The sequence below is a fragment of the Amycolatopsis nivea genome, from assembly GCF_004522235.1.
In the GTDB taxonomy this organism is placed as follows: domain Bacteria; phylum Actinomycetota; class Actinomycetes; order Mycobacteriales; family Pseudonocardiaceae; genus Amycolatopsis; species Amycolatopsis nivea.
Genome location: NZ_SDLT01000024.1, coordinates 136127 through 148395, shown reverse-complemented (window position 1 = coordinate 148395; position 12269 = coordinate 136127). Strand labels below are relative to the sequence as shown.

The 12269-nt window shown below is 69.8% G+C and carries 12 protein-coding genes; 6 read left to right on the top strand and 6 right to left on the bottom strand.

Features of this window, described 5'->3' with window-relative positions; translation table 11 throughout:
- Positions 1-80: 80 nt before the first annotated feature.
- Entirely contained in the window at positions 81-566 is a 486-nt protein-coding gene (locus tag EIZ44_RS26500; protein WP_134731847.1) for a DUF3093 domain-containing protein, read from the bottom strand.
- A 24-nt stretch (positions 567-590) separates the two neighbouring features.
- On the opposite strand from EIZ44_RS26500, the gene dut reads away from it, so the two are divergent.
- The gene (dut, locus tag EIZ44_RS26495; RefSeq protein WP_043838363.1) at positions 591-1094 is read left to right on the top strand and encodes a dUTP diphosphatase; all 504 of its coding nucleotides are present in this window, start codon (positions 591-593) and stop codon (positions 1092-1094) included.
- Positions 1094-1759 carry a DUF3710 domain-containing protein gene (locus EIZ44_RS26490; RefSeq protein WP_037819129.1) on the top strand — a complete coding sequence of 222 codons (666 nt, stop codon included), beginning with the start codon at positions 1094-1096 and terminating at the stop codon, positions 1757-1759. The genes dut and EIZ44_RS26490 overlap by 1 nt, the downstream gene beginning before the upstream one ends.
- A gap of 63 nt (positions 1760-1822) precedes the next feature.
- On the opposite strand, the gene EIZ44_RS26485 is transcribed toward EIZ44_RS26490, so the two are convergent.
- Positions 1823-2530: an alpha/beta fold hydrolase gene (locus tag EIZ44_RS26485; RefSeq protein ID WP_134731845.1), complete on the bottom strand. Its 708-nt coding sequence runs from the start codon at positions 2528-2530 to the stop codon at positions 1823-1825.
- 104 nt (positions 2531-2634) lie between these two features.
- Between EIZ44_RS26485 and EIZ44_RS26480 the strand changes: the two genes are divergently transcribed.
- Positions 2635-3015: an OB-fold nucleic acid binding domain-containing protein gene (locus EIZ44_RS26480; RefSeq protein ID WP_009075573.1), complete on the top strand. Its 381-nt coding sequence runs from the start codon at positions 2635-2637 to the stop codon at positions 3013-3015.
- Between the two features lie 9 nt (positions 3016-3024).
- Positions 3025-3771, top strand: coding sequence for a DUF3159 domain-containing protein (locus EIZ44_RS26475; protein ID WP_037819126.1), 747 nt, complete (start codon positions 3025-3027; stop codon positions 3769-3771).
- Between the two features lie 53 nt (positions 3772-3824).
- On the opposite strand, the gene EIZ44_RS26470 is transcribed toward EIZ44_RS26475, so the two are convergent.
- Together EIZ44_RS26470 and EIZ44_RS26465 are read right to left on the bottom strand one after the other, a co-directional pair.
- Positions 3825-4481, bottom strand: coding sequence for a potassium channel family protein (locus tag EIZ44_RS26470; RefSeq protein ID WP_009075577.1), 657 nt, complete (start codon positions 4479-4481; stop codon positions 3825-3827).
- Positions 4481-5146, bottom strand: coding sequence for a potassium channel family protein (locus EIZ44_RS26465; RefSeq protein ID WP_037819124.1), 666 nt, complete (start codon positions 5144-5146; stop codon positions 4481-4483). Before EIZ44_RS26465 ends, EIZ44_RS26470 begins: the two co-directional genes overlap by 1 nt.
- A gap of 96 nt (positions 5147-5242) precedes the next feature.
- On the opposite strand from EIZ44_RS26465, the gene EIZ44_RS26460 reads away from it, so the two are divergent.
- Together EIZ44_RS26460 and EIZ44_RS26455 are read left to right on the top strand one after the other, a co-directional pair.
- Positions 5243-7291, top strand: coding sequence for an APC family permease (locus EIZ44_RS26460; protein ID WP_134666449.1), 2049 nt, complete (start codon positions 5243-5245; stop codon positions 7289-7291).
- A complete protein-coding gene (locus EIZ44_RS26455; RefSeq protein WP_134731843.1) occupies positions 7288-8478 on the top strand; it encodes a class I SAM-dependent RNA methyltransferase in 1191 nt (396 codons plus the stop codon). Before EIZ44_RS26460 ends, EIZ44_RS26455 begins: the two co-directional genes overlap by 4 nt.
- Before the next feature lie 688 nt (positions 8479-9166).
- Here EIZ44_RS26455 and EIZ44_RS26445 read toward each other — a convergent pair.
- Together EIZ44_RS26445 and EIZ44_RS26440 are read right to left on the bottom strand one after the other, a co-directional pair.
- On the bottom strand, positions 9167-10720 hold the full coding sequence (locus tag EIZ44_RS26445) for a GMC family oxidoreductase (RefSeq protein WP_043838358.1): 1554 nt from the start codon (positions 10718-10720) through the stop codon (positions 9167-9169).
- A complete protein-coding gene (locus EIZ44_RS26440; RefSeq protein WP_037819112.1) occupies positions 10717-12243 on the bottom strand; it encodes an APC family permease in 1527 nt (508 codons plus the stop codon). Before EIZ44_RS26440 ends, EIZ44_RS26445 begins: the two co-directional genes overlap by 4 nt.
- Positions 12244-12269: the final 26 nt, after the last annotated feature.

Sequence of the window (12269 nt, the reverse complement as noted above, 5' to 3'; positions counted from 1 at the left end):
GATTCCCAGTCCAACTTCCGGGGCGCAGTTCAGAGGGAATCAGCGGCTGTGAGGGTTCCCCTCACGACCAGCGCGTGGGGTCAGGCGTTGTTGCGGAGGAGTTCTACGACTCGCTTCGGTTTGCGGGTGCTGAAGAGCCAGTACGGGGTGGGGTCTGCCGGGTCGGTCAGGGTGATGCGGACTGCGGGGCCCACCCAGCCTCGGTGCAGGACGAAGGCGGCTGGGTCGCCGTCGCGGCCCAGGGCGTGGCGTTTGGCGTCCTTTTCCACGACGGTGATCTCGCCGACGTAGCGGAGCGGCAGGTGGGCGTCGCCGACCCAGAGTTCGGGGTCGTCTCCGCTGGTGATCTTGATTTTCGCCCTTCCCAGCGAGAGCAGGAGGGCGGCCATGACCGGCACGGCGATCGCGAGCGGGATCCACATCGGGATGGACGGGTAGCCCAGGTGGACCTCGACGCCCAGCAGGATCGCGCCTGCCATCGGCAGGGGCCAGCCCCACCACGGCAGGTAGAGCCGTTCGGAGTGTGCGACGACGCCCGTCGCGGCGGTGTTCACGCGGTCAGCCACAGGACAAGGGTAGTCTCGCCGCCCGTGTCCAGCGTTCAGGTCCTCCTCCAGCGGCTCGACCCCGAAGTCCCGCCGCCCGCCTATGCCCGGCCCGGCGACGCCGGGGCCGATCTCGTCACCACCTCGGATATCGTGCTCGGACCCGGAGAGCGCGGGGTCGTCGGCACCGGGGTCGCGATCGCGCTGCCCGCCGGGTACGCCGGGTTCGTGCATCCTCGCTCGGGGCTCGCGGCGCGCGTCGGATTGTCCGTGGTGAACACTCCCGGCACGATCGACTCGGGCTACCGCGGCGAGATCAAAGTCTGCCTCGTCAATCATGACCCGCGCGAGAAGATCGTGCTGGCGCGCGGCGACCGGATCGCGCAGCTGGTGGTCCAGCGGGTCGAGCACGCGGAGTTCGTCGAGGTCGCCGAACTCGAGACGACCGAACGCGGCGCGGGAGGTTACGGCTCGACCGGCGGGCACGCCACACTGGCACCCGGCGCCGGAGACACCGGCGCGGGCACCGGGGAAGGAACGGAACGATAGTGGGGATTTTCGGACGCAAGCGCCGGTCCGGCGACGACGAGACCGGAGGCGTCGCTTCCCAGCGCGGCGAGAACGCCGAAGCTGACGGCGCCGACGACGCGCTCGAACCCGAGGACCAGCTGTCGGAGACGACCGACGGCCCGTTCGACGCTGCCGAAGCCGAAGAAGACGGCATCCCGCGCATCGACCTGGGCTCGGTGCGCGTGCCGGTGCCCGACGGTTCGCAGGTGCAGGTCGAAATGGACCCGGAGGAAGGCGGCGTGCGCGCGGTGCACGTCGTGACCGAGGTCGGGCAGATCACCGTCAGCGCCTACGCGGCCCCGAAATCCGGCGGCCTGTGGCGCGAGGTGAGCAACGAACTGGCCGACCAGCTCCGCGCGGACGGCGCGAAGGTCAACGTCGGCCGGGGCGAATGGGGCATGGAACTGTCCGCGATCGTCGGCGACGTGGCTCTGCGCTTCGTCGGAGTCGACGGCCCGCGCTGGATGCTGCGCGGCGTGATCGCGGGCCCGCAGTCCACCGCCTCGCAAGCTCCCGAGGTCCTGCGGGCGATCGTGCGCCGCACTGTCGTGGACCGAGGCAACTCCCCGATGCCGGTGCGCACCCCGCTGCCGATCACCCTGCCGGACGCGGTCGCCCAGCACATCGCCGAACAACAGGGCTGACCGCTTTCGCTCTCCAGAAGGCCCTCGCGGACACCGTTCCGTGAGGGCCTTTTCGGCGCATCCTCACAACGCCCGCAAAAACGCCAAAACAGTCGCCCGCCCCAACGCCTCGCGATCCCGCCCCATCGCGGCGAGCGACGTCTCCCCGTACCGCCCTCGCGGCAACGCACGTGCCCATTCCCGGGCAACCGAAGCGGGATGAACCGGATCATCCGCGCATCCGCCCACCCCGGCCGGAACGTCCACGCCCCGCAAGTCCGCCAAAACCGGCGCGGCTCTCCCCGCCGCCGCCCGCAACCCGGCCTCCAGCCCCGCCCCGTGCCGCCGCCAAGCCCGGTCCAGCTCCTCCGCGAGCCACCCCGGACTCCCCGCCGCGGCCTGCGCCAGCGCCCCGTCCACCCCCTCGGCGGCCACCAGATCCGCTGTGACCGTCGCGGCCAGCGCCGCGGGTGCTTGCCCGGATTCCCCGTTCCAAGCCGGGAGCGCCGCGAGCAGCCCCCCGCAACGCCCCGGATTCGCCACCGCCCACTCCGCCGCGAGATGCGCCCCGAACGAGATCCCGCCCACCAGGACCGTCCCGTGCCGGTCAGCGAGACGGTCCAGTTCGGCCAAAAACGCTTCCGCGAGACCCGCCCCGGGCGCCGGCGCGGGCGTGATCATCGGCACGCCGAGCGCCGCGAGCGGGCCGCCGAACACCGAGCGCACGAAGATGTCGTCCGAGCCGGTGCCGGGAAGCAGGACGGCGGCCGGGAGACGGATTGCGGACGTCACGTTGCGATCTTGCCGCAAACCCGTTTCCCTGGCTGAGACCGCAGCTACGCTGGAATACGCACGGGCCGAACGAAGTCGGGGGCCCCGGAGCACAGGAGCACACCATGTCCGCCAAGGACGGCGGCTACTTCAGCCGGTTGGTTCGCAAGCTGACCAGCGACGTCGAGGACCTCGACGCCGACGAGATGTCCGAGAGGTCGGGTGCCGAAGGCGCGCAGCGCGCCTGTGACTGCCGGTCCGGCGAAGAGGTGACGGTGCTCGGCAGGCTCCGCAGCGTCGAGCTGTCGCCGACCGACGGGCCCGCCTCGCTGCAGGCGGAGCTGTTCGACGGCACGCAGGGCGTGACGCTAATCTGGCTGGGCAGGCGCCGGATTCCCGGCATCGAGCCCGGCCGTACCGTCAAGGTTCGCGGCCGGATGGCCGAACGGGACGGGCAGAAGGTGCTCTACAACCCGTATTACGAACTCCAGAGCCCGGTAGGGTGATCAACACTCGTGACTGAACCCGCTGCTCCCCGCGACGACAAGGACGCGCCCGGAAACGGGGACGAGCCCGAGCGGCAGCCGACGCTGATGGAGCAGATGGGCGGGGTTTCCGGCCTGTTCTACTCCTCGGTGCCGGTCATCGTGTTCGTCCTGCTGAACGCGTTCTTCGGGCTCACCGTGGCGATCTGGGGCTCGATCGGCAGCGCGGTGGCGATCACCGTCCTGCGCGTCGTGCGCAAGGAGCCGCTGCAGCCGGCCATCTCGGGGTTCTTCGGCGTCGCGATCGCGGCGTTCATCGCGTTCCGCACCGGGTCCGCGAAGGGGTTCTTCCTCTTCGGCATCTGGGCGAGCCTCGCGTACTGCGCCGTGTTCGTGATCTCGGTCGTGGTGCGCTGGCCGCTGGCGGGCGTCGTGTGGAACGCGCTCAACGGCAACGGCACCGCCTGGCGCAAGGACAAGCCGTCCCGCTACGGCTACGACGTCGCGACGCTCGCGATGGCCGTCATCTTCGCCGCCCGGTTCGTGGTGCAGCGCTGGCTGTACGACGGCGACCAGACCGGCTGGCTCGCGTTCGCCAAGATCGCGATGGGCTACCCGCTGTACGCGATCGGGCTGCTGGTGGTCGTCTGGGCGGTCCGCCGTTCCGACAAGCGGCTGAAGGCGCTCGCCGAGGAAGAACCGGAGCCGGAAACCGACGCACAGGTCGAGGCGCGGCTGCGGCAGAAATACGCGCAGGCGCCGACTCCGGAGACCTGATCCGACTTACGAAAAAAGGGCGGACCCGTCGCGGGCCCGCCCTTTTTCGCGTCTCAGTAGCCCAGCGCCGTCCGGATCTCCGGCTCGACGTCCGAGGTCGCGACGAACAGCAGCTCGTCGCCCGCCTCGAGCGGGTCCTCCGGCTGCGGCACGATCACCCGGTCGCCGCGCAGGATGGTCACCAGCGCCGCGTCGCGCGGCAGCGCCAGTTCGCTCACCGGCTTGCCCGCGAGCGGCGTCTCCTCCGGCAGGGTGAGTTCCACCAGGTTCGCCTGCCCCTGCCGGAACGTCATGAGCCGCACCAGATCGCCGACGCTCACCGCCTCCTCGACCATCGCGGCGAGCATCCGCGGGGTCGACACGGCCACGTCGACGCCCCACGCGTCGGTGAACAGCCATTCGTTGGCCGGGTTGTTCACCCGCGCCACCACGCGCCGCACGGCGAACTCCGTCTTCGCCAGCAGCGACACCACGAGGTTCGCCTTGTCGTCGCCGCTCGCCGCGATCACGACGTCGCAGCGTTCGATGCCGGACTCCTCGAGGATCGACACCTCGCACGCGTCGCCGAGCACCCAGTCGGCCTGCGGAACGGATTCCGGCTCGAATTGGTCGGCGTCCCGCTCGATCAGCATCACCTGGTGGTTGCCGTCGATGAGCTCGGCGGCGATGGACTGCCCGACGGCGCCCGCGCCCGCGATCGCGACCCGCATCAGTTCTCCTCCTCGGGGGCGCGAGCGGCCAGGCTCGTCACGTCTCCGACGGTGCCCGAACGCGCCGCCACCCACACGTCGTCGTCGGCCTGCACGACGGTTTTCGCGTCCGGCAGCACCGGGGTGCCGAACCGCATCATGAACGCGACCCGCGCGCCGGTGGTCTCCTGAAGCTCGTGCACGCTGCGGCCGACCCAGCCCTCGTGCAGCGGCAGTTGCAGCAGCGCGACGTTGCCGGACGGATCGCGCCAGGCGGAGGCGACGCCGTCGGGCAGCAGGGTGCGCAGGAACCGGTCGGTCGTCCACGGCACGGTCGCGACGGTCGGGATGCCCAGCCGTTCGTAGACCGCGGCGCGCTTGTGGTCGTAGATGCGCGCGACCACGTGCTCGACGCCGAAGTTCTCGCGCGCGACCCGCGCGGAGATGATGTTGGAATTGTCGCCGCTCGAAACGGCCGCGAAAGCGCCCGCGCGCTCGATCCCGGCCTCGACGAGCACCCGGCGGTCGAAACCCGCCCCGACGACCTGCTGGCCGTGGAAGTCGCTGCCCAGCCTGCGGAACGCCTGCTGGTTCTTGTCGATGACGGCCACGTCGTGGCCGAGCCGCTCCAGCGCCGCGGCCAGAGACGCGCCGACGCGGCCGCATCCCATGATCACCACGTGCACGCTTAGCCTCCTCGCAGGGTGCGGATGACCCGTCGGTGGGTACCCTCGGACACCAGCGCCGAACCTACCTTGCGGCGACCCGGTTACGCTCTCGTGGTGTCGAAGTTCCCGACAGTGCTGAAGCGACTGGTCCTAGGGCGCCCGTTCCGCAGCGACCGTCTCGCCCACACGTTGTTGCCCAAGCGCATCGCGCTGCCCATTTTCGCCTCCGACGCGCTGTCCAGCGTGGCCTACGCGCCGGAGGAGATCTTCCTGACGCTGAGCGTCGCGGGCCTGTCCGCGTACGCCTTCGCGCCGTGGATCGGGGTCGCGGTCGCGCTGGTCATGCTCGTCGTCGTGGCGTCGTACCGGCAGAACGTCCACGCGTACCCGAGCGGCGGCGGCGACTACGAGGTCGCGACGACCAACCTCGGCGGGAAGTTCGGCCTGACGGTGGCGAGCGCGCTGCTGGTCGACTACGTGCTGACCGTCGCGGTGTCCACTTCGTCCGGCGTCGCGAACATCGGCTCGGCGATTCCGTGGGTGGCCAACCACAAAGTGCTCGCCTCGGTCGTCATCGTGGCCGTGCTGACCGCGCTGAATCTGCGCGGAGTGCGCGAATCCGGCAAAGCGTTCGCCATTCCGACTTACGGGTTCATCGCCGGCATCCTGCTGATGGTCGTCTGGGGGCTCTTCCAGACCGTCACCGGCACCGAGATGCGCGCCGAGAGCGCGGGTTTCACGCTGCACGAGGAAGGCAACTGGGCGGGCATCGCCTTCGTCTTCCTGATCCTGCGGTCGTTCTCCTCCGGCGCGGCGGCGCTGACCGGGGTCGAGGCGATCAGCAACGGCGTGCCCGCGTTCCGCAAGCCGAAGTCGAAGAACGCGGCCACCACGCTGCTGCTGATGGGCGTGCTCGCGGTGACGATGCTCGTCGGCATCATCACGCTCGCGATCGTCACGAAGGTGAACTTCGCCGAGGACCCGGCGCGGCAGCTGGCCGGCGCGCCCCCCGGCTACGAGCAGAAGACGATCGTCGCGCAGATCGCGCACGCGGTGTTCGCCGACTTCCCGCCCGCGTTCTACTACATCTCGTTCTCCACCGGCATCATCCTGCTGCTGGCCGCGAACACCGCGTTCAACGGCTTCCCGGTGCTCGGCTCGATCCTCGCCCAGGACCGCTACCTGCCGCGGCAGCTGCACACCCGCGGCGACCGGCTGGCGTTCTCCAACGGCATCCTGTTCCTCTCGATTTTCGCGCTCGTGCTGATCATCGCGTTCGACGCCGAGGTCACCCGGCTGATCCAGCTGTACATCGTGGGCGTGTTCGTGTCGTTCACGGTCAGCCAGGCGGGCATGATCCGGCACTGGAACCGGTTGCTGGCCAAGGAAACCGACGCGGCGGCGCGGCGGCGGATGCGCCGTTCGCAGACGGTGAACGCGATCGGCCTCACCATGACCGGCACCGTGCTGGTGATCGTGCTGATCACCAAGTTCCTGCTCGGCGCGTGGATCGCGATCGCCGCGATGGTGGCGATTTTCGCGCTGATGACCGCGATCCGGAAGCACTACGACCGGGTGTCCGAGGAACTCAAGGACATGGGCGACGCGCCGACCGTGCTGCCCTCGCGCAACCACGCGATCGTCCTGGTGTCCAAACTGCACCGGCCGACGCTGCGCGCGCTGGCGTACGCGAAGGCGATGCGCCCGGACGTGCTCGAGGCGGTGACGGTCAATGTGGACGACGCCGACACCCGCGCGCTCACCCACGAGTGGGAAGCGCACAAGTTCAAGGTACCGTTGAAGGTCGTCGAATCCCCGTACCGGGAAATCACGAAGCCGGTGCTGGATTACGTGAAGCGGGTCCGCGGCGCCAATCCGCGCGACGTCGTGACGGTGTTCATTCCGGAGTACGTCGTGGGGCACTGGTGGGAGCAGGTGCTGCACAACCAGAGTGCGTTGCGGCTCAAGGGAAGGCTGCTGTTCCAGCCCGGCGTGGTCGTGGCGAGCGTGCCGTGGCAGCTGGAGTCGTCGCAGAAGGCGGTGGCGCGGCTGCGCAAGGCCCGTCCGTCCGCCGGTGACGTCCGGCGCGGCTTCACGCCGACGACGCCGCGTCCCCCGGACGCCCCGAAGCCAGCCCCTGCGACAAAGGAATCATCAGAATGACCGAGAGCTGGCTAGGCCGGATCCTGGAACTGGAAGTCGGCCCAGTCGCGCACGGCGGGCACTGTGTGTCGCGTGTGGACGGACGAGTGCTGTTCGTGCGGCACGCGCTGCCCGGCGAACGCGTCCGGGCCGAAGTGACCGAGGACAAGGGCGGCTCGTTCTGCCGCGCCGACGCGATCGAGGTGCTGAGCGGGTCCGAGCATCGGGTGGCGCCGCCGTGCCCGCTCGCCGCTCCCGGCGGGTGCGGAGGCTGCGACTGGCAGCACGCCGAACCGGCCTACCAGCGGGAACTGAAGGCCGCGGTGGTGGCCGAACAGCTGCAACGGCTCGCCGGGATCACCCGCGACGTGGTCGTGGAACCGCTCGAAGGCGGCCCGCTCGGCTGGCGCAGCCGGGTCCGCCTCGTCGCCGGACGCGACGGCCAGGCCGGGTTGCGCGCGCACCACAGCCACCGCGTCGTCCCGATCGACGACTGCCCGATCGCGGTGCCGGGCTCGCTCGACACCGCGCTGAGCAAGCGCTGGCGGCCGGGCACCGAACTGGAAGTCACCAGCGACGCAGAGAACCACCTCCACCTGCGCGAACTCGCCACCGTGCGCGGGCGGACGCAAGGCAAGCAGCTGTCCGGCGGCATGGCGATCCAGCACGCGGCCGGCCGCGACTGGCGGCTCGACGCGCACGGCTTCTGGCAGGTCCACCCGCAGGCGGCGGACACACTCGCGGAACTCGTGCGGGAGTGGGCGGACGCGCCACGCGGCGGGGTCGCCTGGGACCTGTACGCCGGGGTCGGCCTGTTCGCCTCGGTGCTAGCCGACCAGGTCGGCCCGGACGGCCAGGTGCTGGCCATCGAATCCGGCCGGCGCGCGGTCTCCGACGGCGAGCGCAACCTCGCCGACCTGCCGCAGGTGAGCTGGCGTTCCGGACGCGTGGAACACCTCATCGGAGACGCCCCGACGCCGGTCGACGTCGTGGTCCTCGACCCGCCGCGCAAGGGCGCCGGCCGAGCGGTCGTCAACGCGATCGCCGAGGGCGAACCGGACCGGATCGTCTACGTGGCGTGCGACCCGGCGGCTCTCGCGCGGGATGTGCAGTTCTTCTCGGAGCACGGGTATTCGCTGACGGATCTGCGGGCTTTTGACGCTTTCCCGATGACGCATCACGTGGAGTGCGTGGCGCTGCTGCAGTGACTTTTGTTGCGCCCGTTGGACATTGGCCGCCGCGGCGAGTCCTGTCGCGGCGGCCGGTCCGCGCCGGGCAGCGTGATTACGAGGTCGCGCAGGCCAGCGGCTCGCCTCGGCGTCGGCGGAGGGTCAGGATCGCCAGCGCGAACGCTCCGATGCAGGCCAGCCGGAGGCTGAGGTCGAGGTCGGGTTCTGCGGTGCCCGGCGGCAGATAGTGCGCGGTTGATAGAGCAAGCCCGACACCGCCGACCGCAGCGATCGCCCCGGCCTACGCGAGCGCCTGGATTTCCTGCCATGCAAGGAAGTCCACGTTGCTGGGCCGTGGTTTTCGCCCAGCCTGGTCTCCCTCGCGAGGCGAGCTGCGGACGGGGGCTGACTCGGCGTTCGACAGCTTTCTGCCTTCGATTTCGCTGCTGTGCAACGGAATCCGCGGTTCGTGCGGTGCCGGGCGAAGGTGACTGTTGGTAACGATTCGGTTACTCGAGAACCTCAGCGCTCTCGCTGGCGACTGACCTGATGTGCATCGGAAAAGGTGCGCTCCGGCAGCCGCCGGAAGACGAGGCGAGGAGTGGACATGATTCTGCGCGCGATGCTGGCAGCGGCACGTGCTCTGGTGACTGGCCGTCGGACCAGTCCGGCAAACCGGGGCGAGCGGGTGGTGGGGCCCGATCGGACACCACCACCCGCCGCGAGGTCAGCCCCGGTCTTCCTTCAGCATGTCCGCGCACTTCTCGCCGATCGCCATCGTCGTGATGCACGGGTTCACTGTCACGAGGAACGGCATCACCGAAGCGTCGGCCACCCGCAGGCCCTCGACGCCGCGGACGCGCAGTCGCTCGTCCAGCACCGCCTCGGGGTCGCCGTCCGCGCCCATCCGGGCCGTGCACGCTGGGTGGTACACGGTGTTGTGCGTTTTGCGCAGGTAGTCGGCGATCTCGTCGTCGGTCGTGCAGTCGCGGCCCGGCGCGAGTTCCACGCCCGCCCATTCGTCGAGCGCTGGCTGGGCGGCGATCTCGCGGGCGAGCTTCACGCCGTAGGTCATCACGCGCATGTCGTACTCGTCGGTGAAGTACCGCGGGTCGACGCGGGGCTTGTCGCGGAAGTCGCGCGTGCGCAGCCGCACCGTGCCCCGCGAGCGGCTGCGCGTCACGTTCGGCGTGAGGCAGAAGCCGTTCTCCGTCGTCGGGTAGCCGTGCCGGACGGTGTTCATGTCGAAGGGCACCGAACCGTAGTGGAACATCAGGTCCGGGCGGTCCAGGCCCTCCTCGGTCATGGTGAAGATGCCGATTTCCCACCACTGCGTGGATTCGGTGACCATCGGCTGCAGCGCGTCCCACATCACCAGGCCCTCGGGGTGGTCCTCGAGGTTCGAGCCGACGCCCGGCGAGTCCACGAGCACCTCCACGCCGACCTCGCGCAGGTGCTCGGCGGGCCCGATGCCGGACAGCATCAGCAGTTTCGGCGTGTCGATCGCGCCGGAGCTGACCACGACCTCACGGCGCGCGGTGATCGTGCTGTGGTGGATGAGGTCCGCGTCCAGCACCTCCACGCCGGTGCAGCGGCGGCCGTCGAACAGCAGCCGTTTCGCGCGGGCTCCGGTGCGGATTTCCAGGTTCGGCCGCTTGCCCATGATCGGGTGCAGATAGGACACCGACGCCGAAGACCGTGTGCCGTCCTCGCGGGCGTTGATCTGGAACCAGTTCGCGCCGTGGGTGACGGTTTTGCCGGAGTTGAACTCCGTCGTCGGGATGCCCGCCTGGGCGCACGCGGACAGCAGCGCCGCGCCCGCCGGGTCGTTCGGCGGGACCGACCGGATGGTGACCGGGCCGGAGCGGCCGTGATGGTCGCCGGGGCCGTCGTTGGTCTCGAGCCGCTGGTACAGCGGGAAAACATCCGCGGCCGACCAGCCGGGCAAGCCCATCGAGGACCATTCGTCGAGGTCCTCGGCCGGGGCCCAGAAGGCGATGCACGAGTTGTGCGACGAGCAGCCGCCGAGCACCTTCGCGCGGGCCTGGCGCAGGTAGGAGTTGCCCGCCTCCTGCGGTTCCACCAGGTAGTCCCAGTCGTACCCGGATTCCAGCAGGCCCATCCAGCGGGTCAGCTCCAGCACCTCGGGCACGTCCGTGTCGGACGGTCCGGCCTCGAGGAGGCAGACGGTCACGTCCGGATCCTCGGACAGCCGGGCGGCCACCACCGATCCGGCCGTTCCGCCGCCGACCACCACGTAGTCGAACTCGCTTGCGCTCACCGGGAAACCTCCTCATCGGGCGCCGGGGCGGCGGCGTGGTCCGCCAGCACCCCGACCTTGTGCCGTTGCACGAACCAGTAGTAGGCGAAGCCGCCGGCCGCGAAGACGCCGACGAACAGCACCGAAATCCACTTCAGATACCAGTGGAAGGGCGGGGAAGCGTTGTAGATCTCGTTGCGGGGCCAGGCAAGGTTGACCGTCATCGCGCCGCCCCACAGCACCGCGAGCACGTTCACCGGGAGACCCCAGCGGCCGAGGGAGAACCGGCCGGCCGGGGTGCCCTCGCGCGGCCACCGCCCGCGCAGCCTGCGGATCAGCATCGGCACAGTCACGAGGAGGTAGGACAGGTAGATCAGGATGATGGCGAGGCTGGTCACGGCCGAGAAGATCTGCGTGGAGTTGATGTTCAGCACCAGCAGGGCGACCGCGAGCACGCCGATCACGATCGCGGGCAGCACCGGGGTGCCGGTCTTCTTGTTGACCCGCGCCAGTTTCCGGCCGCCGGGCAGCGCGTTGTCCCGTGCCATCGCGAACGCGATCCGGATCGCCGCGGTGTGCACCGCCAGCACGCACACGGTGATCGCGATGAACACGACGAACAGGAACACGCGTCCGATCGCCGGGCCGAGCGCGTCGGTGAGCACGTACTGCAGGCCGACCGTGCCGAGTTCCGGTGCGTTGATGTTGCCGACCGCCATGAGCGCGAACAGGATGATCAGCCCGCCCAGCACGAAGGAGGCGACCAGCGCGCGCAGGATCGCCTTCGGCGCGTTGCGGTGCGGGTTCAGCGATTCCTCGCCGAGCGAGGCGGCGGTGTCGAAGCCGTACATCACATACGAGGAGGCGATGCCGGCGATCAGGAACGCGCCGAGGTAGCCCGACGAATGCCCGGCCTCGGTGCCGTTCGTCTGGGTCACCACCGACGGGCCGCGCACGAAATGGAAGGCGAGGAACACCACCAGCAGCACCGCGAACAGCAGCTCGACGAACACGCCCGCGCTGTTGATCCGGGCCATCAGCTTCACGCCGAACGCGTTCACCAGCGTGGTGAACACGATCAGCACGGTGGCCAGCAGCACGCCGTTGGCCGCGTCGCTGGTGCCCGTGCCGTCGCCGATGAACTGGAAGAACGACGTGATCTGCGGCAGCGTCCGCTGGTAGGCGAGCGCGGTCGCGGAGATCGAGACGATCGAGGCCAGCAGCATCATCCAGCCGGCCATCCACGCGATGTGCGGGTTGCTGAGCTTCTTCGCCCAGTTGTAGACCGACCCGGCGACCGGGTACTGCGCGGCCAGTTCGGCGAAGCAGAGAGCCACCATCAGCTGCCCGACGAATACCGCGGGCCAGGACCACCAGTAGGCCGGGCCGCCCTCGGACAGGCCGAGGTAGGACAGCTGGAACACCCCGGTCAGCACCGAGATGTAGCTGATGCCGGCAGCGAAGGTGTGGAAACTGCCGAGCGTTCTCTTGAGCTGGTTGGTGTAGCCGAATTCGCCGAGTTCGCGGTCGCCGGTGTCGCTCAAGGGCACGGTCCTTTCGGTGGGGGAGG